Source organism: uncultured Bacteroides sp. (assembly GCF_902472605.1).
In the GTDB taxonomy this organism is placed as follows: Bacteria; Bacteroidota; Bacteroidia; order Bacteroidales; family Bacteroidaceae; genus Phocaeicola.
In genome coordinates this window covers 1-25556 of record NZ_CABROP010000027.1, presented here as the reverse complement: position 1 = coordinate 25556, position 25556 = coordinate 1, and the positions used below count along the sequence as shown (strand labels likewise).

Genomic DNA, 25556 nt, shown 5'->3' with positions numbered 1-25556 from the left:
AAATTTCCTTACCTTTACAGCGCAAAACAAGATCACAATATGACATCACACGAGCTCAACCAATTTTTCCGTCCCCTCAATTCACACATGCAAATCGCCGACAGCAATTATTCAAAAACCGCTGTTTGCATTTCTATGGCCGATGCGTTGGCCCGCAACACCAATCATAGCCTATACATCATCGACTATAACCGCAAGAATTTCCTTTATGTATCATCCAACCCCCTGTTTCTCTGCGGGCGTTCACCGGAAGAAGTGCAACATAAGGGTTATGCCTTCTATTTTGAGGTGGTTCCACCTGACGAGATAAACCGTCTGATGGAAATCAACGAGGCCGGATTTCGGTTTTACTATGACCAGCCGGTAGAAAAAAGACTTGACTTGTCCATTGAGTATAACTTTCATATCCGTACCTCAGAAAGACATTCGCATCTTATCCACCACAAGCTGACCCCCATCTTGTTGAGTGACAAAGGAGATATATGGCTGGCGCTATGTACCGTTTCACTCTCACCGGAGAAAAACATCGGGGAGGTCGTCATTTCAGACCATACATGCACCGACCGTTACATCTATTCATTCGAGGGCAGACGATGGAAAAAACAGCCCGAACTGATTCTTTCCGACCGTGAAAAAGAGATTCTCCAGCTCTCCGTCAGAGGACTGTCGAACACAGAAATAGGAGAAACTCTCTTTATTGATGCCAATACCGTCAAGTTTCACAAGAAGAAACTCTTTGAGAAACTACACGCAGAAAACATCACTGAGGCCGTGGGCATCGCAGCCAATCTGAGGCTGATTTAGGAAGACGATATAGAACTTCGGCAGAGTGGCAACTGGAGGATGGGTAGTGATGTATTCCTCCATCTTCTTCCGTTCAAGTTCATTACTGATTATTAGTACCAATCATTTTTAAGGCAAACTCCAATACCGTATCACGGTTTTTCATAAAATCATTTACATTCTGACAAACTTTATAATCAGGCATGATACTTTTTCCCTCCATTGGGAATCCGTTTGGTGAAAAAAAAGGCTCTCTTGTCGGCAAACGAAAATAAATTCCATTCGTAGTATGAAATGTACGAGGACGATTTCCTGTATCCCCACCAGTCCCTTCACCGATAATTGTCACATCACCACTTTCTTTTAAATCCAATGTGAAACTTTCAGCGGCAGAAAAGGTATATGTACTAGTCAGAAGAAATAATTTACCCTTATATGAATCTTTCCGAGGAATTATTTCCCAATCCGGCGATACGCAATGTGGCTGTGGCTTATGGATGAGGTACTCGCATATTTTTTTACCGTTTCCACTATTTCCTCCTCCATTCTCACGGACATCCACGATTAAATCTGGAAAGTCCTTTACCTGTTGATAAGCTCTGTCAAATTCATCAACAACCGGATCCATCATAGACAATATGCGAATATATCCAATGCTATCCTGTAATACCGTCCATTCCACAGTAGGGTTTTGTTTTTCATGAAAGGCAGATGCTTTTTTCAGATTGAGCGTCAGGCTCACCGTATCTTGATTTCGAATTACCTGATAGGTTGCAATAGTATCGCTCCAAGAACGAAATAGCTTACGGGCGGTCATCAATCTTCGGCATTTTTCGGTAGAAGCAGGAGTATATTTTTCGTTCGTGGCAATCCATTCTGCAACCGGAATTTTATTTATACTCATAATTTCATCCTTATCTTGGAAGCCATTTTCACGCATATACAAATTAGGCTGATTAATAAAAACTCTTCCTTCAATATACAATGGAGCATAATTGGCCGTATAATCGTTTAGATAAACGGAGGCATGACCCGCATTTAGTGCAGCAAAATATTCTTTCAATATCTTGCCAAAATCAACAGGTGTATTTGCCTCTTTTGCTATTCGTCGTACATACTCTTGATGCAAACTATCCATGTTCAAATGCTTGGAAGGATACAATGAGTACTCGTCCAGGGTAACTTGATAGATTTCTTCAAATTCTGCTTTAAAATCCTCCTTCCCAATACATAACTCATCGGCATAATAAGAAACGACTTTTACATCCCGATTATAGAAATACTTTGCATAAATGACCAATCCGATAAATCCCAATATCAAAAGAATCAAAAGGGATAAAGTAACTTTTACTACTATTCTAATACTCTTCTTCATTGTATGATGTTTTTTAGTTTCCTGCTGCAAAGTTCCATACTTCGTGAGAGTTTTCCACTACCCTGTAGGGTAGTTTCAAGAATAGGAAGAAAAACCATATCCTTTGTACATGAAATAAAATTCATTACATTTGTAGAAACATCCCCCTTCATATATCTCCATAATGTATGAGTAGGTAAATTCAAGCCCATGATGAAAAAGAATTATCCGATAGGCATACAAAGTTTTGAAGAAATCCGCAAAGGAAACTACTGCTACATCGACAAGACCGCATTGGTTTACAAGCTTGCCGAGAGTGGTAAATATTACTTTCTCAGCCGTCCCCGACGGTTCGGAAAGAGTTTGCTTATTTCCACGCTGGAAGCCTATTTCCAAGGGAGAAAAGAACTGTTTGAAGGACTTTCCATGGGAAAGCTGGAAAAAGAATGGACTGAATATCCTATTCTGCATCTGGATCTGAACGCTCAAAAATATGATACGCCAGACAGCTTGTATGACATGCTCAATGATATGCTATGTGGTTGGGAATCAAGATATGGCACCCGTCCCAGTGAAACCAGCCTATCCCTGCGTTTTCAAGGTATCATCCAGCGGGCGGCCGAAAAGACAGGACGTAACGTGGTTATCCTTATCGATGAATACGACAAACCCATGCTTCAGGTCATCGGTAACGATGAACTGATGACTGACTACCGCAATACCTTGAAGGCCTTTTATGGAGTAATGAAAAGCTGCGACAAGTATATCAAGTTTGCCTTGCTCACCGGAGTAACCAAATTCAGTAAGGTAAGCGTATTCAGCGACCTGAACAACCTGATGGACATTTCCATGGATAACCGTTTCGCCAGTCTGTGCGGTATCACAGAGGAAGAATTATACCGTGACTTCAAGGAGGATATCATCGAACTGGGTGAAAAGAACGGCATGACGGAGAAAGAGACCAAGGCCACGCTCAAGGAAATGTACGACGGATATCACTTCACCGAAAAAAGTGAAGACATCTACAACCCCTTCAGTCTGCTGAATACCTTTGCCCAAATGAGGTTTGGAAGCTACTGGTTCGAAACGGGAACACCTACCTTCCTGGTCGAGTTGCTCAAACACAGTCGCTATAACCTGTATCGCTTCACTGAAGAAATGGCAGATGCCGACTCTCTAGAAAGTATCGATACGATGTACATCAACCCTGTACCCATCCTGTACCAAAGCGGATATCTCACCATCAAGGGATACGACAAAGAGTTTCGGGCATATTATCTGGGATTCCCCAACAAAGAGGTGGAAGAAGGATTCACGAGGTTCCTCCTTCCCTGCTATGCCCATCTGAACACCGGGAACTCCTCGTTCGAAATCATGAGTTTTGTAAAGGATATACGCAAAGGAGATGTGAACGCATTTCTGCAACGCCTGCAAAGTTTTTTCTCCGACACACCGTATGAACTGGCACGTGATTTGGAACTGCATTATCAGAATGTGCTTTTTATCGTATTCAAATTGCTGGGATTTTATACACAAGCTGAATACCACACTTCCAATGGTCGTATTGACATGGTAGTCAAAACCGACAAGTACATCTACGTGATGGAATTCAAGCTGGACGGAACCGCCGAGGAAGCCTTGCAACAAATCCACGACAAACAATATGCGCTTCCTTTTGCTTCAGACTCACGGAAATTATATAAAATAGGTGTGAACTTCAGCGAAAAGATGAGAGGTATCGAAAAGTGGCTGATAGAAGAAAATTGAACTTTAGTTGGTAATCAATATCCAAGGGAAGCAAGGCCCTGCATACGGTGAAGTAGTCTGCGGCTCACAGTCAAACGATTCGGGCAATTTCTTCTCTTCTTTTTTCTCCCATACCTTCCAACGGTCAATCTCCCGGATGAGCCGCGTCATCGCCTGCGTACAATTCTCCGGATAAGTAAGAATCTGCACGAACCAAAGTTTCTGACACTGCACGTATTTGGCATAAAAATGATGGCCCGCCACTTCCCGGTTTTCCAAATGGAGCGGTCCGGAAAGGATAAAACCATCACCTTCCTCACGTTGATAAGTGGCATGCAATTCCCGGGCAAACCGAGCCATTCCTTGTGCCACCGTCAGGCTGTCCAGATTGGGAAGCACAAACGCGGTCTGTACAATCTGCTCCACATTCCAAAAGCGGAACTGGCAGTAACCTTTTTCCTTGACCTGCGGATTGGAAACTTGCTCGAAAAAGGACGGATAATGTACCACATACCCATAAAAAGGATCCCGATAGGTATTCATCCGCGTAGTACGCATCACCTTTTCCAGTTTCTTGGGAAGAGGAGTATCGTCTTTCTCCTTCTTCTGCGTGATAAAAAGAGAACCCGCCATTAAAGCCAATACAAGGAGAACTAAAAAACGCCGCATTCCTACATAATGCACATCTGCCTTCATATTCCATCCATTTAAGATTCAGCCGCAAAGCTACCCTTCCAGTGCATAAAAGCCTAAAAATTTGACTGACATCTTCCTGACATTTCTTCCAAGCCAATAAGAATGACCACCTATATACCCAACAAGAGCTGCAACCCCCAAAAGGTTACAGCTCTTGCGACTATAAATACAGATAGAATATGTATTTCTGTAAATGTTGATTATTCTGATACTTTCTTGACTACCAAAGTATGGTTGTTGGCATCTTTCCATTCAGCAAGCAAGGCATACAGTTCCTTGTAGTTGGACGGAGTCTGCAACTGACGATCAATCTTGAGCGTGCGGGTCACTTTCACGCCGTCTTTTGTCGGCTGGTAGCTGAAGGCAACTTTTCCGCAGGCGTTGCTGAGCTCCCTATCGGCACGCGGAGCCATTTTCATTCCTTCCGGCAGGCAGACCACAGTTTCCAAGGTATAGTCTACCGTGTTCGGCAGAAGGATGTTCTCAGGAATGGTCGTATTGGCAGCATATGTATAAAGGGTACGGACCGGTGTCGGGTCAGACAGGGTGACGATTCCCCAACCTTCGGCAGGCTGCTGCATCTTGGTCTCATCTACTTTCAGAGTGTCAGTTTGCTGCGACTTCTTGGCTCCCAAATAGTCTGCTAATTTCAAAGACTTGCCCTCCAAATCGGTTACGGTCAGGAAGGATTGCAGACCGGCCTCATCCGTACCGGTCAGGGCCACTTTCTCCGGCATCAGTTTGCTTTGGGCAACCAGCGATACGATGGTAGACAACCCTTGGTCAGCGGCTTCTGACGGATGCAAGGCACATACAGCCACTTCGGCTTCCAATCCGGCAGCCTGCTGCAAGGCTACGTCCAAGTTCACCAGTTCCGCCTGGGTTCCGTAAGCCGAACGGATGACTTCTGAAGCCGGACGTAAACGATAGCCGGCTTCCTGCAAGGATACGCCACAACGTCCCAGTCGGTACATTTCAGTCATGTAGCTGGCGATGGCATTGCGGACAGCTTGCGGATTGTCTTTGAGGCCCTGAGTCAATTCAGCCAGCTTGGCTTTGACCACCGCAGGGTCGCCTGCCTGGAACTGGGCCTTCAGGCTTTTCAGAGCTTCACCGTAATTTGCCCAGGCAGAGGCGATGAAGACGGGCATCATACCGCTGGCTGCCATTTGTACTTGTCCCATGCTGCCTCTTGCAGAAGGATAGGCATACGGGCGGGGCTGTACATCTTTCAAAGTCCAGGTGAAGGACTTCATGCCGTCTTTCTGAGCCGTTGCCGGCTGGGCGGAAGCATTCAACAGTTCGTAGTGTACCATCTTATCGGCCGGCACGTTCAATTGGAAGGTATATTCCTTGATGGGGGAAAGCTCTTTGACCGGGCAGCAGACATCGAGGGCCGGCAGATAACCTGCCTTGCTCACGATGGAGTAGTCCAGCACGATGGTAGCCCCGAGTTCCAGTCCGGTGTGTACCACGACCATCTCTTTCAGACGGTTGTAGGCCGGCGCATTGGCGGCTGCAGAGGGAAGTACCTCTACCAAAGCATTGGCCGGGGTTTTGATGACGGTACCGTCTTTCTGACGAGTGTAAGATTCGTGGATTTCCAACTTTTGGAAGTCCGGGTCGTACACGATAAAGGTTTCTCCATACAAGCTGTTCATGGCGGCATGTGTGAACAGGGTCAGTTCCTTTTGCACCCGTACCTCCTGGCTACCGTCGGCCCGCAGAGTATAGGTCTTCGAAAGTTTGCGGAACTCCGCTTCCGATGCGGCTTTGGCCGGCAGGACAGCCAGCAAAAGCATCCCTATGATTCCTATGTAAATTGATAATGTTTTCATTGCTTTTCGTTTCATGTTAAGCCCTCGCATAAGGGGTTACTTTTTGACTACCATATATTCTCCATATCCTTTGGCGGTGTTGACTGCCTTGCGGAAGCTATCCCAGTCGGCAGCTTCATAGACACGCTTCTTCAAGCGCAGGGAGGTCTTCAACTGCAACTGGTTGCCGTTTTGTTTCAGGCTTCCGGTGAATCCGGCACCCGTACCGTCCATCTGGTCCTGTTTTTCCTTTCCTTGCCATTTGTATCCGGCCGGGAGCTTCAGGTTTTCTTCCATTTCTACCAGACGAGAGCAACCGTCCTTGAAGCCGTAATCCCGCTTCTCCAGGCTGGTATCGATCCGCAGATAAGAAAGTACCTGCGTATAGAGGTTGTTCAGCACGAACGGCTTGAAAACCAGTTCTCCCTGGTCACCTTTCATGGCATATTCCGGAATGGCATAGTGGAACGTAATCCGGATGGGGGCTTTCTGATATTCTTTCGGCTCGCGTCCGTAGTCCACGCTGAGAAGCTGGGCCTTCGGCGATACGTTCAGCAACTGGCGTTCCATGGAGTGCGCCCATTCGCTCTGGAATCCGGTGGTAAAGATGCGTCGGATGTTGCTGTCGCTCTGACCTTCGGCTTCGATGGTGAAGGAACCTTTTAGTGTACCTTTCTCATCGAGGGTATTCTGGGCCTTGATGCGTACGTAATGGTTTTCCGGGTCAGAAATCGGAGTCAGGCACAAGTCGGTACCTTCGGGCGTACCCGGCAGGTAGTTCTGCTGCTGTTCGGCACTGCTCCACAATTCCCTACAGAAAGGTACCCACGTCGGGTCGAGGGGCATCAGGGTGCCATTACTGAGTTTCACTACGGCCACACAGTGGTTAAAGTGGTCGGCAGGAATGGTCTCTACACGGCTGCCTGCCATGGTCATGGCCGGAAAAGCTTCGAATCCCGCCATCCGCAGGAACGAAATCAGAGTACCGGCGATGTCCTTGCACACGCCGCAACGGTCAGTGTAATCCATTTCCAGGTTATGCAGGGTGAAACCTTCGCCCTTTCCCATGGTAATTCCGGCATAACGGATGTTATCGGCTACCCAATGGGTCAGCACGGCGATTTTCTCCATCTCAGTCTTTTTGCCCCGAATCAACTCATCCACCTTTTTCTGAGCTTCCGGAATAGCGGTAAAGCTGCCGTAGTCTTCGTTGACGCCATAGAACCAGCGCGATTTTTCTTTCCAGTCGGCAGTGGTAGACATCATCAGCTTCGGCGCAGCGTCATAGAAATCCACCATGTTCGGTTCGCGGCGGAACGGCATGATTTCGTCTTTGACAAAAGTATAGACTTTTCGTCCGTCCTCGTAGCGCATGGAGGAAGCACAATCGCCTTGATAGAACTGGAACTGGATTTCTTTCTCGGACGGAAGGCTGACGCGGTACACTTTCCGCAATGTCGGCTCAGTGGCCCAGAAAGGCACAATATCGTAGAACTGTCCGCGCATCGGGGGAATGAAACGGGAATCGTCTCCCTCTTGCGGCTGGTCGGCCAGCAAGGCGTAGGTGAATCCTTTCTTGTCGATTTCATAATCAATGATGTCACCCGGTTTCAGGGCACCCACTTCCAGCATAATCTGACGGGCTCCCCAATAGATGGCTCTGGCTGGAGCAGCGTAATCGCAGGTCTTGCTCACATCGACCGGGGTCTGTGTACCGTCGGCATGGTAGATGGTCACCCGCTTGAAAGTAGCAGCCGCCGTCAGCGGGTCGTAGTCATATTTCAAGACCCGTTGCTGCAGAGCTCCGGCGGTGTTTTGTACCCGTACGGCCCGGCAGACAGCAAACGAACCTTGTCCGGTGGGTTCCACCGTCACACTTGTACTGTCCAATAAGTTTACACAAGGATAGCTGGCATATTGCTTGTCCAGCGTATAGGCCCTGCCGTTTCTCCACGACTGGGCATGTACCGTCGTCCCTCCCAACATCAGGACAACTGCACCCACAAAAAATAGTTTTGTCTTTCTCATACTCTTTTCGATAGGTTCCTTAGTAATAAAAACGGCCTAAAGGTATACATTCTTATGCGCATAGCCTAACAATCATAAACTTTTATTCTTAAATCTGTTTAAAACGCATCAAAATGACAAACCAATCATTTAGGTCCATATAAAACAAAATCCTCCTGTAGTTTCTTACAAATCTCAAGACAAATTCTCTGTTTCACACTGTGGGATACAAAAACCACAGTGTGGGATACATATTTCACACTGTGAAATACAAATCCCGCAGTGTGGTACAGAGAAAACAAGGAAACAAAAAAGAATTATCCTCAGGACAACTGGAAGAATTCTTTCAAGCGCACTGCTTTTTTCCTTTAAAAACGAAAATGCCAAAGACTTACATTTGCGCAGATAAAAAACAATCCATATTTTTGCGTAGAAATCAATAACAGACAAACCATTATTTTACAGAACTACATGAATACGACCTTATTGTTGATGGGTATCGGTACCCAGGAATTTTTATTTATCATCCTGATTATCCTGATATTGTTCGGTGGAAAGAAGATTCCGGAACTAATGAAAGGTCTCGGAAAAGGAGTAAAAAGCTTCAAAGAGGGTATGAACGAAGTGGAAGAAAACCTGAAAGAAACTGACAGCAAAAAAGAGGAAGTTTCTTCTACTGACCACAAAGAAAAATAACTGCCGTGAAGCCGAACGAACCCACGGAACTCACCTTTTGGGACCACTTGGACGCACTCCGACAAACGATTATCCACATCGCCTGCGCGGTAGTGGTGCTCATGCTGCTGGCTTTCTGCTTCAAGGACGAACTTTTTGGCGTGATTCTGGCGCCCAAGGAAGGGGATTTCTGTACCTACCGTTTCTTCGCCTGGCTGGGACAGGTGCTTCATATTTCCGGTCTGGAAGCACAGACACTTCCGGTCAAACTCATCAATACCCAGCTCTCCGGGCAGTTTCTCACGCACATGAGCGTTTCGTTTTATGCGGGCATCCTGCTGGCTTCTCCTTACATTCTTTACCAGCTTTTTCATTTCGTATCCCCTGCCCTCTACCAGAACGAGAAGAAATATTCCCGTCGCCTGATATGCTGGAGCTACCTGCTGTTCCTCACAGGGGTATTGTTCAGCTATTTTCTGATTTTTCCCTTCACCTTCCGTTTCCTGTCCACCTATCAGGTGAGCCCGGAAGTGGAGAACACCATTGTGCTCAGCTCTTATATCGATACGCTGAACATGCTGAGCCTGATGATGGGCATCACGTTTGAAATACCCGTACTGACCTGGCTACTGGCCAAACTCGGTATTCTGTCGGCCGACTTCATGGCCAAATACAGAAAACACGCCTGGGTCCTCGCGATGATTCTTGCGGCCATCATCACTCCTACCTCAGACGTGTTTACAATGCTGATTGTCACTTTCCCCATCGTCCTCTTATACGAAATCAGCATCGGCGTGGTGCGTCATACCGTCAAGAGGAAACAAGCTGAGGAAAATTGATTTTATTTTTATTTATAGAAAGTCAGGGTACCGGCTTTCACCAAGTCATTGTGGTGAATACGATAGCCGGTCTTCTTTCCACCGAGTTCAATCTTCTGGATATATCCTTCTGCTGAACCGTTGCCTTTCTTTTCAATGACCAGCTGGTCTTTCCCGTAGAACTCCGGGTTCAGACGGATGGTAACCCGGTCGAAAGTCGGGTCGGTCAGCGTGTATTCCGGTACGCCCGGACAGTCGGGATAGAGGCCCATCATACTGAATACGGCCCAGGCCGACATGGTGCCGGCATCGTCATTCCCCGGAATGCCGTCGGGCTTGGGAGTGAAATACTTGGCCAGCAGTTCGCGCACCGTTTTCTGGGTACGCCATTCTTCCCCCTTGAAGTAGCTGAACAGGTAAGGATAGGCAATGTCCGGTTCATTGGCCGGATCATAATAACCTTTGTCGAACACCATCTGTAACTTGTCGACAAACTTTTTCTGTCCGCCCATCAATCGGGCCAGTCCTTTTACATCGTGGGGCACATAGAAGGTGTAGTTCCAGGAATTTCCTTCATGGAAGCCCGGGCTTGGTTCAAAATTCTGTCCTTGCAGCGGGTCGAACGGAGAATAAAACGTGCCATCCGGCAAGATAGGGCGGAACGTACCGAATTCCTTGCAATAATAATGCTTATAACCCATGGAGCGCTGGTAGAACAAGTCGGCATCGGCTTTCTTTCCCAAGCTCTTGGCCAGTGTGTACAAGGCATAGTCGGCAATGTAATATTCCAGCGCATGCGATACGGAGTTGTCAAACTGTTCCCTCAAAGGCACGTAGCCCTTGCTCATATAGTCGTCGTTGTCCGGACGCATCAGGTTGTCCTTTCCGGGCAGGGTGGCCGACTTCCGCATGGCTTCGTAAGCAGTTTCCATGTCGAAATCACGCAAGCCTTTCATCCACGTGTCCACAATGACCGGCAGACTGGGGTCGCCTTCCATGGTGAGGGTTTCCCGGCCGTAAAGTTCCCACTTAGGCAACCAGCCATGTTCCTTGTACATATCGATCATGGTACGCACCATATCAATCTGACGTTCCGGATACACCAGTGTCATCAACTGGTGCAGGTTGCGGTAGGTATCCCACAAGGAATACACCGTATAGCGGTTGTTTTGTGTCGTCTTGGTTTCTCCCGTTTCCATTGCCGGATATTCTCCGTTCACATCCTGCAAAATGTTCGGATGAATCAAGGTGTGATACAAGGCGGTGTAGAACACGGTTTTCTGTGCCTTCGTACCCCCTTCCACGGTGATGCGGCTCAAGTCGTTGTTCCATTGGCTGCGGGCACTGGCATGGATTTCATCGAAACCGGCTCCATGCTGCTCGGCCTCCAAGTTCTGGCGGGCATTCTCCATGCTGACAAAAGAAACGCCCACGGCCACTTCAATCTGTTCGTTTTCTTCCGTGTCGAAGGTGAACCAGGCACCGATGTCATCACCGGCCAGATCACGGTCGTATTGTGTGTACAACTTGTATTTTCCGTTGTCTTTGTCCCATTCGGCCTCTATGCCGTTCATCTTACGCTGGAATTTCCAATACCCCGTCTGTTGCGGAGCCTTGTTGATTCGCATCACGAAATAAATGGGAAATACTGCCTGCGGATTATAACAGAAGGTACCCAATAGTTTCATGCCTTCTATCTCCCGGTCGTTCACCCGGCGCAAATAGGCTCCCGATTCATTGGTCAGCCCCTCTCCTAAGTTCATCAGGATGTGGCTCTTTCCTTTCGGAAAGGTGAAACGGGTCAATCCGGTCCGAAGGGTAGAAGTAGCCTCCACTTTCACGTTGTATTTCGTCAGTTGCAGACTATAGTATCCCGGTGAAGCGGTTTCCTTTTCATACTTGCTGCCATAGTGATGATAATCCACATCCAGTTCCCCAGTGGTAGGCATCAACAGCAGAGACCCCAATTCGGGACACCCCACCCCACTCAAGTTGACATGAGACAATCCTGTAAAATAGCTGTTCGTATAGTCGTAGGGCGTAGACCACCAGCGGGCATCCTTGTCATACTTGTTGTCTGCCGAGCCCATCACATTGAACGGAACGACCGACATCAGGCCGTTCGGGCATACGGCTCCCGGATTACACGTACCGAAATTGGTGGTCCCGATGAACGGGTCGACATAATCTACTGGTTCCTGGGCATGCAGGCACATCCCAACGAACAAAAAATTCAGACATGCAATTAGTTTTTTCATAGGCTTAAAATAAAAAAAGGCCCCTCCCATAGCCTCAACTATGGGAACGGTCCTATAAAATTTTCATTCTTATACAATGGAAGTACGTTTCACGAAATCAATGATTTCGGAAATGTAGCCGAAAGCCATTCCGACCACAGTATCAGCAGCCCCGTAATACACAGCCGCTCTTTCCCCATCCTGAAGGGCGGCACACGGGAACACCACATTGGGCACGTCGCCCTGCAGTTCATAAGGTGCTGCAGGAGCCAACAGATAATCGCGGGTACGATAGAGCACCTTCTCCGGATGGTCCTTATCCAGAATCGCGGCTCCCATGGAGTAGCGGAAACCGTTGCAGGTGGTGATAACACCATGATAGAACATCAACCAGCCTTCTTCTGTCAGGAACGGTACAGAACCGGCTCCAATCTTCGTACACTGCCAGGCACTTTCCGGGAAAGGAGTCACTTTCATCACACAGCGGTGCTCGCCCCAGTATTTCATGTCGGGACTGAAGCTGATGTAGATATCCCCGAAAGGAGTATGCCCGTTGTCGCTCGGACGGCTCAACATGGCATATTTACCGTTGATTTTCTGCGGGAAAAGTACTCCGTTGCGGTTAAAAGGCAGGAAGGCATTCTCACACTGATAAAATTCCTTGAAATCGAAGGTATAGCCAATACCGATGGTAGGGCCGTGATAACCGTTACACCATGTAATCCAGTAACGGTCTTCAATCCACGTGACACGAGGGTCGTATTTGTATTCCGACTCAATCATATCGGTGTTTCCGGGTTGGAACTTGATCGGTTCGTGATTGATTTCCCAGTGGATGCCGTCCTTGCTGAAACCTGCAAAGATATTCATCTGCACGGCCCGGTTGTCGCAACGGAACACGCCGGCAAACCCATCCTTGAAGGGTACCACCGCACTATTGAAGATGCTGTTCGACGTAGGTATCTGATACCGCCCGATGACGGGATTCTTGGAATACCGCCACATCACCTCTTTACAATCTGCCGGGCGTTCTTCCCACGGCATTACAAATTTGTCATTCATATTCAGTCTGTTTTTATTTAGATTAGATATATTCTCGTTCACCTTTTATCAGCTTTCCGTCGTTATCATATTTGAACGGGATGAAATACGTAATCAGAAAAGCCGGAATCGTAGCAATCAGTACAAAGATAAAGAAAGGCTCATAGCCTCCCGGTTTGTTGAACCATTCTCCAAGACTTTCGCACACCCAACCGCTCAGCATGCCGGGAATCATCACCCCTAAGTTCATGATACCCGAAGCAAAGGCATAATGTGCCATCTGGTGCTTGCCGGGAGCCACCTGCTGCATCATAAACAAGGAAAGGCCGACGAAACCGAAACCGTATCCGAAATATTCAAAGACGATGCCGCTACAAATAATCCAGCCGCTTTCCGGTTGCAGATAAGCAAACAGAGCATACACCACAAACGGAAAGTTAAAGATGCAACACAACGTGAACAACGTATTCTTCAGTCCACGCCGGGCAATATAGTATCCGGCCAGCAATGAGCCCAATACAAAGGCCGCCGCGCCATACGTCCCATAATACAATCCAATTTCCTTTTCATTCAGTCCCAGTCCTCCTACCTCCCGGCCGGCTTTCAGAAACAAAGGTACAATCTTCATCACAAACCCTTCGGCAAAACGATACAAAATGATGAAGCAGATATAATATACAATGTGGGTCTTGCGGAAGAAATCAAGCAACACCTCTCCCAACTCTCTCCATACCTCCCGGCTGGTCATAGCTTCTTCCTTTTTTCGTTTTGCCTGAGTGGAGGGCAAAGCAAAGTAATGATAAAGCCCCAAAAGCAACATCGTGACTGAGAGTATCAGCAGAATAATCATCCAGGCCCTCTTGGTGGCACTCAGCATGCCGGCCCCGGCATTCATTTCAATGAGATAGCCGGCCAGATACACGAGTCCTCCCGTCGCCAGAATCTTGGCAATGTTGTAGAATGCTCCCTGCCATCCGATAAACTTGGCCTGTTCTTCATTGGACAGTTCACTCATGTACACGCCGTCGCAGGCAATATCGTGGGTAGCCCCGCTAAAGGCAACAATAGCCAACAAGGCAATGGATATGCTGAAGAAATGCGGAAGGTTCAGCGAAAAGGCTACCAATCCGAAGGTGGCTCCCGTAATCAACTGCGTCGCAATGACAAAGAATTTCTTGGTCCGGAACAATTCCAAGAAAGGACTCCATAAAGGTTTCAACGTCCAGGGAAGAAGGATTAATGAGGTCCAGAAGGTGATCAGCTTATCATCGACTTCCAGTCCCTTGAACATCAACACAGTAACCATATTCAGCACGACAAAAGGCAGGCCCATGGCAAAATATGCAGTAGGCACCCAGGTAATTGGTGATTTTTTTCTTGTAGAATTCATAGGTAAACTTGTATAACAGCTATTTCTCACAGCCTTGTACAAAAACATGTATCAAAGATACACGAAAAAATCTATAAGACAAACAAATACACACTTATAGACTCACAAAAGATTAAAAGAAAGCAAAAGCAAGGACTTCATCCCCAGCTGATTGGTCTAAAAACAAAAAAGGAGTTAAAGCCTAAGTCATACAAGGCTTCAACTCCTTTTTTTATTTTAGGAAACAATTATTTCTTCATATTGGCCTCTTCCAAACCATAATGTTTCTTGGCATCCTCTGCACGGAGCAACATGGCAATCACAATGGCACACACACCAAAAATGGCAAAAATCACCATCGGAGCGGTATAGTCATAACCTGTAATCACTCCAGCCTCGTTGCGAAGGGTAGCAAAATGTTCAATCACCCAACCAATCAACCAGGGAACCATAGTAAGACCGATGTTCTGGATGTAGAAAATAATGGCATACGCAGAGCCCAGCTGTTTCATCGGGATAATCTTAGGTACGGAAGGCCACATGGCACTCGGTACCAAGGAGAAAGCAATTCCCAACACAATCATCACCACTACGGCAAACCACCAATAGTTCATAATGGGGAGTGCAAAAAGCACGTGAACTGCGGTCAACATAAAAGAGCCGATAATCATCAAGGTAGCTCCGCGGCCGATACGGTCGTACAAGGAACCAAACACCGGAGTAAGCAAGATGGTACCAAACGGCAAAAGGGCCGGAATCAGACCGGCAAACGATTCGGGCACGTCGTATTTATAAATCATCAGCTTTGTGGCAAACTTCAAGAAAGGGAACACGCCCGCATAGAACATCAAGCAAAGCAAGTTAATCAGCCAGAATCCGCGACTACAGAAAATCTGCTTCAAATCGGACATCTTGAATCCTTCTTCCTTCTCCTGACCACTCTCCATGCGTACGGCTTCAGCCGATGCATCTTCCTTGCGGTCCATCATACAATATACCAGGTAGGACACAAATCCGATGCACAACACAATGGCACCGAACAATACCGGATAGGACACGTTACCCATCATACGGGCCACCGGCAGACTGACCCCCAACGCGAGGGCCGTACCGATACGGGCCATTGCTACCTGAAGTCCCATGGCCAATGCAAGTTCCTTACCTGCAAACCATTTGACGATAACTTTCGACACGGTGATACCGGTAATCTCAGCTCCCATACCAAAGATGGCAAACCCTACAGAAGCCAATGCCACCTGCATGTTCATGCCAAACAGCTGGGCATCGCCAAAATCAGTAGAAAGGGCATACCACTTTATCAACGCACCGACCAGCATCAATCCGGACGACATGGTACCGGTGAAACGGATACCCATCTTATCCAAAATCACGCCTCCGAAGAAGAGCATCAGCAGAAAGACATTGATCAGACCATAAGCACCCGAAAAGAATCCATATTCCGTGCTCGACCAACCTTCACCACGTGCCACTGAACTGATGGTCTTTTCCACCGTGACCGGCTGCCCGTTTACCTGTTCCTGATACTGCATCTTTGCGCCTGCTCCTAACTTCTCGACCGTCAAATCGGGTTCGGAAAGCATATTGGCTGCAGAGAACAAACGTACCTTCGCTACCAAGGTATCGGCAGGCATAGAAGTGTCGTCCGTAAAATAAACTACTTTTCCTTTCGTGGTCAACAAGTTTTCCAAAGGTGACATCACATCGGTCAGGAAATACCCACACATCATTGTAAACGAGACGATGAACAAGGCCATCCAGCGTGCCGCCTTCGAATCGCTCAACTTCTTCTGAATCTTTTCTTTCATGCTATTGTTCTATTTAATCATTAATTTCTCACAAAAAACGACGCAAAGATACGATTTTTTTACATTTCTCTTTCACAATCGAAAATAACTTCTAACTTTGTAACAAATTGTAATAACAAAAGACAATACTCACTTAAATATTAACCCAAAACTAAAGCAGATATGAGAAAATTAAAACTTTCAGCTGCGTGCCTGATTCTCGGCGCCAGCATCATCTGTTCATCATGTATCGGCTCCTTCGGATTGTGGAACAGTTTAAAAGATTGGAACAGCAATATCGGAAACAAGTTTGTCAATGAAATTGTATTCTTTGCCTTCCATATCATTCCTGTATACCAAGTTGCCTATTTTGCCGACATCATCGTATTGAACTCTATTGAATTCTGGTCAGGTTCCAATCCACTGGCTGAGAATGTGGGAACCGTAAAAACAGTGAAAGGTGAAAATGGAGAATATCTTGTACGTACAAACGAAGACGGATATACCATCACCAAAAAGGGAGAAGAAAATACGCCGTTGAATTTGGTTTACAACCAGGAAAAGAACACATGGAATGTATCAGCCGACGGACAGACATATGAATTGTTTACAATGAATGAAGACGGCACTATCACTTTCACTCAGAAAGATGGTACTCCGATGACCGTTTCTCCAGACTTGCAGGGAATCATTTCTGCACGCCAGGCAAACAGCCAGTCTTTATTTGTAGCACGATAAACCTAACCTATTTATAATAAAGAGAAAGCCATTGCGGAATCGTAATGGCTTTTTTTCTGTAATTCTGAGTTCATTTATTCCACAGAGTGAAAGTTTGGCAGTTGATTTTATGTCAATCTGTCGACAAGTGGCAAGCAGGAAGCCCACCAATGTTTGCCTAAGTTTAAAAACGAGAAGGATAGTTAAACGGGATTTAAAATCGATGTCCCTTTTGGCATACCCTCCCTAAAAGGCATACGTTTTGCAATCTCTCAAGCGGATCGCGGAAGCGAAAGCAGAAGCCCTCCGGAAAGAAAATTGATAATAAAACAACTTAATATAGGAGATTACAACTATGATGCCGACTAGAAAAAATTACAATCAGAACTGGTTACCGAGTATCTTTAATGATTTCTTTGATAACGACTGGATGGTAAAGGCCAACTCTACAGCTCCTGCAATCAATGTAATTGAAAGCGAAAAAGAGTATAAAGTTGAATTGGCAGCTCCCGGCATGACGAAAGACGACTTTCACGTTCAACTGGCTGATGACAATACGCTGACCATTTCAATGGAAAAGAAGAGCGAAAACAAAGAGGAAAACGACAAGAAGTATTTGCGTCGCGAATTCTCTTACAGCAAATTCGAACAATCCATGATTATCCCTGATGACGTGGAGAAAGAGAAAATCAATGCTGCTGTCAACGACGGTGTATTGACAATCGATTTGCCGAAAAAGACTAACGAAGAAAAAGTTCAGGCTCGTAAAGTTATTGAAGTCAAATAAATAAAGAGCTCCTAAAAAGAAAGCCCCGCTCCTGCATGGGAACGGGGCTTTTTTATGCCTGAAGAAAATTATTCCTTTATCTGAATCAACAGATTGGCCAAGATAGCGGTCAATCCACCGGTAGTGATACCTGAAGAGAAAATGTTACGGAGTGTATCGGGCAACTGACACAAGATATCGGGTACCAGCTCCACACTCAGACCAAAAGAAAAACTCAACGCCATTACGAGCGTAGCTTTTCGGTCAATTTTCTGTGAAGAAATAATACGAATGCCGGCCGCAGCCACTGTACCAAACATCAGCAAAGTAGCTCCTCCCAACACGGGCTCCGGCATCAGTGAGAACACCAGACCTACCGCTGGGAACAAACCCAACAGAATCAAAAAACCAGCAATGAAATACCCCACATAACGGCTGGCGACACCCGTCAACTGAATCATACCGTTATTTTGGGCAAAAATGGAATTAGGGAATGAATTAAAGAAACCAGCCAGCATGGAGTTGAATCCATCTGCCAGAATACCTCCAGAAGCACGCTTTACAAAGGTTTCTCCTTCTACCGGCTCACCCGAAATCAAAGAGTTGGCTGTAATGTCTCCGTATGCCTCAATGGCCGTAATCAGATACACCAACGCCAATCCGATGATGGCAGAAATATCAAATGAAATACCATAGCGGAAAGGAATTGGAATATTGAATCCTCCATAACTCTGTACCGCTGAGAAATCGACCATGCCCAAAGCCCAGGCCAGCACATAACCGACTACCAAACCTATCACAATCGAACTCATGCGCAAGTAACGGTTGGAACTACGGTTAAAGAAAATAATCAGTACCAGTACCAGCGCAGCCAATCCAATATGGTGGAAAGACCCGAATGAACCGTCGGCTTGTGCGGCAGCTCCTCCTCCACATGCAGAGATTCCCACTTTAATCAGACTCATACCAATCAAGGTCACGACAATACCCGACACCAGAGGAGTAATCACACGACGCGTGTACTTCAACACTCTACTAATCAACATTTCTACCGATGAAGAAACAATACATGCACCAAAGATTGCACTTAATCCTCCGGTCAAACCAGCCGAAATAATCGGTCCGATGAAAGAGAAACTCGTTCCCTGAATACACAATAAACCGCAACCGATAGGCCCCACACGACGACATTGGATGAAGGTTGAGATACCTGAAGCAAAAAGGGCCATGGAAACCAGAAAACCGGTTGTTTCCAAATCTAACTTCAATGCTCCCGCAATAATCAACGGAGGCGTAATAATAGCCACGAAAATGGCCAACAAATGTTGCAACGCGGCAAAAATAGTATCTTTCAAGGGGGGACGGTCATTCAAACCGTAAATAAGCCCGGCACTCTGGGCTGCTTGTTGTTCTTTTTCCATCAAAGATTTGCTTTACTGTTACTCCTTTATTTTAATTTGACAATTATCCAAACTCTCTATGATTGCCAAAGATTCCACATGAATTCCCTGGGCACGAAGATAATCTCCTCCATGCTGGAATGATTTTTCTATCAAAAATCCCATGCCAACCAATTCGGCACCAGCCTTCTGTACCAAATCGATAATTCCTTTTGCTGCATTCCCATTGGCCAAAAAGTCATCCACAAACAATACTTTATCGCCCGGGCACAAATAATCTTTACTTACACATACATCGTACGTACGATCTTTCGTAAAGGAATAGACTGTGGTAGTCAACATATTTTCCATTGTACTTGGCTTTTTCTTCTTGGCAAAAACAACCGGAAGTTCCAATAAATAGCCTACCATGATAGCTGGGGCAATTCCGCTCGCCTCAATGGTCATCACTTTGTTAATCTTTGTACTGGCAAATCTTCGTACAAATTCCACAGCCATTGACTTCATCAGAATCGGGTCCATCTGATGATTGATAAAATTATCCACCTTGAGGATTCCTCCTTCAAAGCATTTCCCATCACGCATGATGCGTTCCTTCAGTGCTTTCATTGCTTATAATGAACTAAGAATTGATTATTCTTTATTTGAAAGTGCAAAGTTACATGTTTTTCCGAAATTTAAGGTAATTCTACATGCAGATAAAATTTCACCTCCGCTACAAAAAGCTGCAACGGAGGTGATTTCATAGAAAAAGGCCTTATACAAAATAAGCTCTTTAAGGAAAGTTTACTCTACCGGGATTTCGTCAATAGTTAATTCAGGAAGTTCTTCTGGAATCCAACCCGTCACTTCACATCCTACCAGCTGCAAGGCTTCTTTTGTCAGTTTCAGTGTAAACCGATAAAATTTACCGGCTTGAAACTGCTTACCCAATTTTTCAGTGGAAGCCGTATAAGATACCCCATCACGCTGGTAAGCTATAGAAAACTTGGTATTTTCCTCCAATTCTGATGGATTACATAAGAAATACATTGTATATCCAGCTTTCTCTGTTACTGTCACCGGCTCCTCATAATCAAATGTCAATGCATCTGCCTCGGAATCCTCCTCATACGTCATGCCATCTGCATCTCCCTGTTCCCCAAAATGATAAGTGCTACGTCCAAATAAGTTCTCTCCTTCCAGTGTAGCCTGACTCAACAATACATTTTCTTCGGGTAAATCTTTCTTGAGGGTGATGGCCAGAAGGCTATACACATGCTTGAAAGAAGAAGAACCGGTAAAAGAAACTGTACCATTATCCGTCTCCTGATAACTAGTCTGACAACGAGCGGTCAGGAAATCAAAATCCCCCACTTCGGAAAGGGAACCCGATTGCTTGCTTAAATCCGGCATCGGTATGCTGGTACGTGTGGTGGCTTCTTCTGAATAAGGATAATATGCACAAAACTGAAAAGTGTTCACTTTATCTTTCCAGGTCAACGAAGATTCTGAAATCCATTGACCACTGGTCAGGGTCCACTTTACAGGATTATTTTCTTCCGGCATAAAGAATCCCAATGCATCCAGTTCCGAGAATTCGGTGCCCCCCATTTCGTCTGTCACAGTTCGAGCCTCTGCACCTGCTGCATACACCGAAGCCCTTAAACGAAGGACTGCATCTTCACCCATGTTTGACAACGATTCATTTTGCTGGCAGGAAGCCAACAAGGACAAAACCAGACATGCCCCTACTAAATTTGTCTTTTTCATAATAAGAATGTAATATCGTTACAACAATAAGAATGAAATCTCCCCAAAACGTTTACCTATTTCCCATATCTTTTTCACAGAAAGGGAGGCAATCGTCACAATTTTCCGTATTTTCGCAAAAAATTATTCAACACAGAACTTTATGAAGAAATTATCAATCGCCGTCATGTTCATCCTACTGGCCTTCTGTCAAATCCATGCACAACAGGCCAAGTATGTGTTCTATTTCATCGGAGATGGAATGGGAGTGAATCAAGTACAGGGTACGGAACTGTACCTTGGTGAGTTAGAAGGGAAAATCGGAATTACTCCTTTGCAGTTTACCCAATTTCCCTATACTACGGTAGCCACCACTTTCTCTGCCACAAACGGAGTGACGGATTCGGCAGCAGCCGGAACCGCACTAGCTACTGGCAATAAAACAAAGAACGGAGCCATTGGAGTGTTAAAAGACCAACAGACACCCGTCTACAGTGTAGCCACATGGGCCAAAGACCATGGCTGTCGGGTAGGAGTTGCCACCAGTGTAAGTGTAGACCATGCCACTCCTGCTGCTTTCTATGCACACGCAGCCGGAAGAGGAAGCTATTATACCATAGGAAAAGACTTGTACACTACAGGATTCGACTTCTACGCAGGTTCAGACTTCCTGCAACCTAAAGACGAACACAATCCACAGTCTGAGAGTCTGTATGACATGGCCTCCCAATATGGCTACACCATTGCCAGAGGCTATAAAGACTACCTCAAAAAATGCAAGAAATCTGATAAAATGATTCTGTTCCAGTCAGAAGCTTCTTCACAAGCAGACCGGACTTCCATTCCTTATGCTATCGACCGGAAAAAAGGAGACTTAACTTTGCAGGAAATTACCCGTTCAGCCATCAATTTCCTTTCCAAAGACCTGTCAAAAGGATTTTTCCTGATGGTAGAAGGAGGTAAAATTGACTGGGCATGCCACAGCAACGATGCAGCCACTGTCTTCCATGAAATCATAGATTTTGACAATGCCATCAAAGTGGCCTATGAATTCTATTCCCAACATCCGGACGAAACCCTGATTGTGGTCACTGCCGACCATGAAACAGGAGGTTTTGTCTTAGGAAAAGGTCCGTACAAACTGAACCTGCAGGTATTGAAGAACCAGAAGGTCAGCGAAAGCGGATTTACCAAAATCATCAACCAGTTACGTGCAAAGACTAATAATAAAGTGTCTTGGGAAGCTGTACAGCAGGCTTTGAAAGATAACTTTGGTTTCTGGGATAAAGTGGAACTGAGTGAGAAACAAGAAGCTCGTCTGAAAGCCGTGTACGAACAAAGCCTGCAGAACCAGGAAATGAAGATGGAAAAGAGCGAATATGCACAAGATGAACCGATTGCTGCAGAGGCCAAACGGATTATCGATGAGATTGCCTTGACCGGATGGACCAGCGGAGGACATTCTGCCGGTTACGTGCCAGTATTTGCCATCGGTGCAGGAGCAGATAAGTTCCAAAACCGCATTGACAACACAGAAATTCCGGTAAAGATTGCAGAAGCAGCCGGTTATACTCGTAAATAATTATTCGAAAGATAAATAAGGAGACAAACGCTGAAGGTCTTTCTCAGAAAACTCTTCAAACAAAGAGAGCCGGGAAAGACCTTTAATGTTTCCCCGTTTACGGCGATATTCCAAAATGGCTTTAGCCTTATAGAAATCCATATAAGGATGATTTCGCAATTTGTCCAGTCCATCTTTGTTCACTCTGATTTTCCGGAACGGTCCTCCCTTAATCACAAACCATTTATTCAGACTCGCATCTACATGGGGAACTTCCTGAAGCTGTTCCACACGAGTAAATCCCCCCAGTCGGTTCCGGTACGCTACAATCAATTTCGCAATTCCGCTCCCGATACCCGGCACACGCTTCAGTTCAGTGGTATCTGCCTCATTCAATGACACAAGCGTTCCTTCCGAATACTTTTCTATCCGTTTTATTTCCGTCTTAGTCTGCTGTCGAGCTTCTTCCACCGATGAAAGACGACGGATTTCCTCCTTTTCCGGAATACGGATATAAGGCTTCAACAAAAGATACTGCTGCTCCTCCAACCCATAAATCTTAGCAAAGGACTCAGGCGTACGAAATTGGCCTCCCTTTTTCCGGTAACGGAGGATATTGCGAACCACAAAAGCAGAGAGCCCCAGCTTCCGTAGCTGGGAAGAATCGGCTGTATTCGGGTTAAAATTAAAAAGAATGGCTTGCGGGACTTCTTTGAATCTGTCTTTTGCATACTTCCGTTTGGTATCGTCGGTTTTACGTTGCCTTACGGAAGCTAAAAAAGAATCAATTTCCGCACTATCTTCCTGATAAACCTGTTCAGAAGGCTGCGTAATCCGGCATACTCCCCACAAGATACACAAGATTACCAGCGACCCCAACAACAACAGAATGACTCTCCGTTCCGACCGCGAATAATAGAAGAAATCTTTCCACATTTACCAGTTCAACAAGCCCAATTCATTCATAAATATAGCCAAGATACCTAACGGAGCCACAATTCTCAATGCCAACAAATAGACAGGATAATAAGGTGCTTTCAAGGATCCATAATTCGTAACTTCTCCCTTCACAATCTTCTTATCCAGTACCCAGCCTACAAAGATGGCGGCAAACATTCCACATACCGGCAGCATAATCTTAGCAGTAAGATAATCCAGCGCATCGAACATATTCATTCCCCCAATCTTGACATTGCTCCATACTCCCAACGCCAGTGAAGAAACAATACCGATAAGCAGGCATCCCCCTGTGACAATACAAGCGGCACGTCCTCGTGTAAAATGGAATCTCTCGTGCAAAAACGCCGTCGCCACCTCATGCAAAGAAATGGTAGAGGTCAAGGCTGCCAAGGCTAAAAGTACATAGAAGGCTATCGCACAGATATAAGCCAAAGCCGGAACATTGGCAAAAGCCTGTTGGAACACGTTCGGCAAGGTAATGAAAATCAAGGAAGGCCCTGCATCCGGCTGGATACCTACGGAAAAAGCAGCAGGGAAAATAATCAATCCGGCCAGTACCGCCACACAAGTATCGATAACTCCCACGCTCAATGCCGTATGCCCCAAACGGGTATCCTTCCCGAAATAAGAAGCGTAGGTCGATAAGCAACCCATTCCCAAGCTGAGAGAGAAGAAAGCCTGTCCCATGGCCCCCAGAAAGACATCCGCAGTAACCTTGCTAAAATCCGGATGCAAAAGGAATTTCACTCCTTTCTCCGCTCCCGGCAACGTCACCGAACAGACAGCCAACAGAATGACCAGAACAAACAAGATAGGCATCATGATTTTCGAAGATTTTTCAATCCCTTCCTTCACCCCTTTGACAATGACAAAATGTGTGACGAACATGAAGATGAATAACCAGAGAAGCGGCCGAAACGGCTGTTGCGAGAAATCCTGGAACATTGTCACATATTCTGTGGAAGTCTTACCAGACAAGCCGAATGTCACGGCCTGCCAGACATATTCCAAGGTCCATCCGGCTACCACCGAATAATATCCTAAAATCAGAAAACCGGTCAACACTCCGGCATATCCTACCCATTTCCAATGCGAACCGGGAGCCAATACCTCAAACGCTCCTCCCGTACAAGCTTTCGCCCGACGTCCGATGGTAAATTCTGCAATCATGATGGGAAGTCCGAACACAATCACACATCCCAGATAAATCAATATAAATGCAGCTCCCCCATGGTTTCCTGTCTCATACGGAAAACGCCAAATATTACCTAATCCTACTGCCGAGCCAGCAGCTGCCAGAATAGCTCCTAACTTACTTCCAAAATTCGCTCGTTCACTTTTGTGCTGCATAAATCATTTTATTATAATTACACCGAAAAACAGGTGACAAATGTATAAAAAATATCTTATTTTTGCACGATAATTTAAAGTTTTAAGCGAAATGCAGAATTTAAGACATTATCCATTTTCTATTCTCACAATTTTGGTGATTTGGTATTTATCCTTCTTTACCCCTCCCCAGACCCGGTTGGAAGAAATCACAAACTTCGACAAACTCGTTCACCTTTGTATGTACGGCGGACTCAGTTCCGTGTTATGGATAGAATACCTAATTCATCATTCAATTATCAAAAAATGGAATCTGATTATCCTCTGTATCCTGTTTCCCATCTTGATGAGCGGATGCATTGAAATCCTACAAGCCTATTGCACAGACAACCGCAGTGGAGAATGGATGGACTTTGCCGCCAACAGCGTCGGAGTATTGCTCGCCACCCTGGCCGGACATTTCATTTACCGTCCCTTTATCCAAAAAAGATTTCCTCATCCGAAATCCTAAATCAACTCCATAAAAACACAGACGTCGGGTGCTATCACAGCAACCGACGTCCACTAAAATGGGATATTCAGTAAATGTCCCCAAAATAAGATGGCATATGAAATGATTATGGTCTATCATCTTCATATGCCATTTTTTATTGTCAATTTTCCATGTATTCTTACATAATTCTATCCATCAGGACATGACACTTCTGAAGAAGCCAGATGACCTCTTCCGATTCCGTCAGTAAA

21 protein-coding genes are annotated in these 25556 nt (G+C 45.8%); 8 read left to right on the top strand and 13 right to left on the bottom strand.

The window, feature by feature from the left end; translation table 11 throughout:
* The first annotated feature begins 39 nt into the window (after window positions 1-39).
* Window positions 40-804, top strand: a complete 765-nt coding sequence (locus tag RDP42_RS07840; RefSeq protein WP_308763237.1) for a helix-turn-helix transcriptional regulator — start codon at window positions 40-42, stop codon at window positions 802-804.
* A gap of 82 nt (window positions 805-886) precedes the next feature.
* Here RDP42_RS07840 and RDP42_RS07835 read toward each other — a convergent pair whose 3' ends face one another.
* Window positions 887-2158 carry a S41 family peptidase gene (locus RDP42_RS07835; RefSeq protein WP_022353359.1) on the bottom strand — a complete coding sequence of 424 codons (1272 nt, stop codon included), beginning with the start codon at window positions 2156-2158 and terminating at the stop codon, window positions 887-889.
* Between the two features lie 192 nt (window positions 2159-2350).
* Here RDP42_RS07835 and RDP42_RS07830 point away from each other — a divergent pair, with 192 nt between their 5' ends.
* Window positions 2351-3904, top strand: a complete 1554-nt coding sequence (locus RDP42_RS07830) for an ATP-binding protein (RefSeq protein WP_308763248.1) — start codon at window positions 2351-2353, stop codon at window positions 3902-3904.
* Window positions 3905-3907: 3 nt separating this feature from the next.
* Here RDP42_RS07830 and RDP42_RS07825 read toward each other — a convergent pair whose 3' ends face one another.
* From RDP42_RS07825 to RDP42_RS07815, 3 genes are all read right to left on the bottom strand, one after another.
* Window positions 3908-4579 (bottom strand): hypothetical protein, encoded by a 672-nt coding sequence (locus RDP42_RS07825; RefSeq protein WP_308763236.1) that lies wholly within the window; start codon window positions 4577-4579, stop codon window positions 3908-3910.
* Window positions 4580-4779: 200 nt separating this feature from the next.
* Entirely contained in the window at window positions 4780-6417 is a 1638-nt protein-coding gene (locus tag RDP42_RS07820; RefSeq protein WP_308763235.1) for a DUF3857 domain-containing protein, read from the bottom strand.
* A 36-nt stretch (window positions 6418-6453) separates the two neighbouring features.
* Window positions 6454-8424, bottom strand: a complete 1971-nt coding sequence (locus RDP42_RS07815; RefSeq protein ID WP_374046948.1) for a DUF3857 domain-containing protein — start codon at window positions 8422-8424, stop codon at window positions 6454-6456.
* 450 nt (window positions 8425-8874) lie between these two features.
* Here RDP42_RS07815 and RDP42_RS07810 point away from each other — a divergent pair, with 450 nt between their 5' ends.
* Together RDP42_RS07810 and tatC are read left to right on the top strand one after the other, a co-directional pair.
* Complete coding sequence (locus RDP42_RS07810; protein WP_072543584.1) at window positions 8875-9099, top strand: twin-arginine translocase TatA/TatE family subunit; 225 nt, start codon at window positions 8875-8877, stop codon at window positions 9097-9099.
* A 5-nt stretch (window positions 9100-9104) separates the two neighbouring features.
* On the top strand, window positions 9105-9917 hold the full coding sequence (gene tatC / locus RDP42_RS07805) for a twin-arginine translocase subunit TatC (protein WP_308763234.1): 813 nt from the start codon (window positions 9105-9107) through the stop codon (window positions 9915-9917).
* 8 nt (window positions 9918-9925) lie between these two features.
* On the opposite strand, the gene RDP42_RS07800 is transcribed toward tatC, so the two are convergent.
* The 4 genes from RDP42_RS07800 to RDP42_RS07785 all read right to left on the bottom strand — a co-directional run bounded on the left by RDP42_RS07800 (window position 9926) and on the right by RDP42_RS07785 (window position 16369).
* Window positions 9926-12112: a GH92 family glycosyl hydrolase gene (locus RDP42_RS07800; RefSeq protein WP_374046952.1), complete on the bottom strand. Its 2187-nt coding sequence runs from the start codon at window positions 12110-12112 to the stop codon at window positions 9926-9928.
* Window positions 12113-12223: 111 nt separating this feature from the next.
* A complete protein-coding gene (locus tag RDP42_RS07795) occupies window positions 12224-13195 on the bottom strand; it encodes a glycoside hydrolase family 130 protein (RefSeq protein ID WP_308763232.1) in 972 nt (323 codons plus the stop codon).
* Window positions 13196-13217: 22 nt separating this feature from the next.
* Window positions 13218-14564: an MFS transporter gene (locus RDP42_RS07790; RefSeq protein ID WP_308763231.1), complete on the bottom strand. Its 1347-nt coding sequence runs from the start codon at window positions 14562-14564 to the stop codon at window positions 13218-13220.
* Window positions 14565-14791: 227 nt separating this feature from the next.
* Complete coding sequence (locus RDP42_RS07785; RefSeq protein WP_308763230.1) at window positions 14792-16369, bottom strand: MFS transporter; 1578 nt, start codon at window positions 16367-16369, stop codon at window positions 14792-14794.
* A 162-nt stretch (window positions 16370-16531) separates the two neighbouring features.
* Here RDP42_RS07785 and RDP42_RS07780 point away from each other — a divergent pair, with 162 nt between their 5' ends.
* Together RDP42_RS07780 and RDP42_RS07775 are read left to right on the top strand one after the other, a co-directional pair.
* Window positions 16532-17086 carry a DUF3332 domain-containing protein gene (locus tag RDP42_RS07780; protein WP_308763229.1) on the top strand — a complete coding sequence of 185 codons (555 nt, stop codon included), beginning with the start codon at window positions 16532-16534 and terminating at the stop codon, window positions 17084-17086.
* 334 nt (window positions 17087-17420) lie between these two features.
* A complete protein-coding gene (locus tag RDP42_RS07775) occupies window positions 17421-17852 on the top strand; it encodes an Hsp20/alpha crystallin family protein (protein WP_299170071.1) in 432 nt (143 codons plus the stop codon).
* A 68-nt stretch (window positions 17853-17920) separates the two neighbouring features.
* Here RDP42_RS07775 and RDP42_RS07770 read toward each other — a convergent pair whose 3' ends face one another.
* The 3 genes from RDP42_RS07770 to RDP42_RS07760 all read right to left on the bottom strand — a co-directional run bounded on the left by RDP42_RS07770 (window position 17921) and on the right by RDP42_RS07760 (window position 20983).
* Window positions 17921-19252, bottom strand: coding sequence for a nucleobase:cation symporter-2 family protein (locus RDP42_RS07770; RefSeq protein ID WP_308763228.1), 1332 nt, complete (start codon window positions 19250-19252; stop codon window positions 17921-17923).
* 18 nt (window positions 19253-19270) lie between these two features.
* Window positions 19271-19840, bottom strand: a complete 570-nt coding sequence (gene xpt, locus RDP42_RS07765; protein WP_204473630.1) for a xanthine phosphoribosyltransferase — start codon at window positions 19838-19840, stop codon at window positions 19271-19273.
* Window positions 19841-20017: 177 nt separating this feature from the next.
* Window positions 20018-20983: a fimbrillin family protein gene (locus RDP42_RS07760; RefSeq protein WP_308763227.1), complete on the bottom strand. Its 966-nt coding sequence runs from the start codon at window positions 20981-20983 to the stop codon at window positions 20018-20020.
* Between the two features lie 142 nt (window positions 20984-21125).
* Here RDP42_RS07760 and RDP42_RS07755 point away from each other — a divergent pair, with 142 nt between their 5' ends.
* On the top strand, window positions 21126-22544 hold the full coding sequence (locus RDP42_RS07755; RefSeq protein WP_308763226.1) for an alkaline phosphatase: 1419 nt from the start codon (window positions 21126-21128) through the stop codon (window positions 22542-22544).
* Here RDP42_RS07755 and RDP42_RS07750 read toward each other — a convergent pair whose 3' ends face one another.
* Both RDP42_RS07750 and RDP42_RS07745 read right to left on the bottom strand, forming a co-directional pair.
* Complete coding sequence (locus RDP42_RS07750; RefSeq protein ID WP_308763225.1) at window positions 22545-23459, bottom strand: helix-hairpin-helix domain-containing protein; 915 nt, start codon at window positions 23457-23459, stop codon at window positions 22545-22547.
* Window positions 23460-24833, bottom strand: coding sequence for a sodium-dependent transporter (locus RDP42_RS07745; RefSeq protein WP_308763224.1), 1374 nt, complete (start codon window positions 24831-24833; stop codon window positions 23460-23462).
* A gap of 91 nt (window positions 24834-24924) precedes the next feature.
* Here RDP42_RS07745 and RDP42_RS07740 point away from each other — a divergent pair, with 91 nt between their 5' ends.
* Window positions 24925-25323 carry a VanZ family protein gene (locus RDP42_RS07740; RefSeq protein ID WP_308763223.1) on the top strand — a complete coding sequence of 133 codons (399 nt, stop codon included), beginning with the start codon at window positions 24925-24927 and terminating at the stop codon, window positions 25321-25323.
* The last annotated feature ends 233 nt before the right edge of the window (window positions 25324-25556 follow it).

Bases quoted from the DNA above. Each gene is read 5' to 3' on its own strand.
- RDP42_RS07790 (WP_308763231.1), bottom strand. From the start codon at position 14,564: ATGAATTCTACAAGAAAAAAATCACCAATTACCTGGGTGCCTACTGCA.
- RDP42_RS07760 (WP_308763227.1), bottom strand. From the start codon at position 20,983: ATGAAAAAGACAAATTTAGTAGGGGCATGTCTGGTTTTGTCCTTGTTG.
- RDP42_RS07740 (WP_308763223.1), top strand. From the start codon at position 24,925: ATGCAGAATTTAAGACATTATCCATTTTCTATTCTCACAATTTTGGTG.
- RDP42_RS07780 (WP_308763229.1), top strand. From the start codon at position 16,532: ATGAGAAAATTAAAACTTTCAGCTGCGTGCCTGATTCTCGGCGCCAGC.
- RDP42_RS07785 (WP_308763230.1), bottom strand. From the start codon at position 16,369: ATGAAAGAAAAGATTCAGAAGAAGTTGAGCGATTCGAAGGCGGCACGC.
- RDP42_RS07840 (WP_308763237.1), top strand. From the start codon at position 40: ATGACATCACACGAGCTCAACCAATTTTTCCGTCCCCTCAATTCACAC.
- RDP42_RS07745 (WP_308763224.1), bottom strand. From the start codon at position 24,833: ATGCAGCACAAAAGTGAACGAGCGAATTTTGGAAGTAAGTTAGGAGCT.
- RDP42_RS07755 (WP_308763226.1), top strand. From the start codon at position 21,126: ATGAAGAAATTATCAATCGCCGTCATGTTCATCCTACTGGCCTTCTGT.
- RDP42_RS07835 (WP_022353359.1), bottom strand. From the start codon at position 2,158: ATGAAGAAGAGTATTAGAATAGTAGTAAAAGTTACTTTATCCCTTTTG.
- RDP42_RS07830 (WP_308763248.1), top strand. From the start codon at position 2,351: ATGAAAAAGAATTATCCGATAGGCATACAAAGTTTTGAAGAAATCCGC.
- RDP42_RS07775 (WP_299170071.1), top strand. From the start codon at position 17,421: ATGATGCCGACTAGAAAAAATTACAATCAGAACTGGTTACCGAGTATC.
- xpt (WP_204473630.1), bottom strand. From the start codon at position 19,840: ATGAAAGCACTGAAGGAACGCATCATGCGTGATGGGAAATGCTTTGAA.
- RDP42_RS07810 (WP_072543584.1), top strand. From the start codon at position 8,875: ATGAATACGACCTTATTGTTGATGGGTATCGGTACCCAGGAATTTTTA.
- RDP42_RS07800 (WP_374046952.1), bottom strand. From the start codon at position 12,112: ATGTGCCTGCATGCCCAGGAACCAGTAGATTATGTCGACCCGTTCATC.
- RDP42_RS07825 (WP_308763236.1), bottom strand. From the start codon at position 4,579: ATGAAGGCAGATGTGCATTATGTAGGAATGCGGCGTTTTTTAGTTCTC.
- RDP42_RS07815 (WP_374046948.1), bottom strand. From the start codon at position 8,424: ATGAGAAAGACAAAACTATTTTTTGTGGGTGCAGTTGTCCTGATGTTG.
- RDP42_RS07750 (WP_308763225.1), bottom strand. From the start codon at position 23,459: ATGTGGAAAGATTTCTTCTATTATTCGCGGTCGGAACGGAGAGTCATT.
- RDP42_RS07820 (WP_308763235.1), bottom strand. From the start codon at position 6,417: ATGAAAACATTATCAATTTACATAGGAATCATAGGGATGCTTTTGCTG.
- RDP42_RS07770 (WP_308763228.1), bottom strand. From the start codon at position 19,252: ATGGAAAAAGAACAACAAGCAGCCCAGAGTGCCGGGCTTATTTACGGT.
- RDP42_RS07795 (WP_308763232.1), bottom strand. From the start codon at position 13,195: ATGAATGACAAATTTGTAATGCCGTGGGAAGAACGCCCGGCAGATTGT.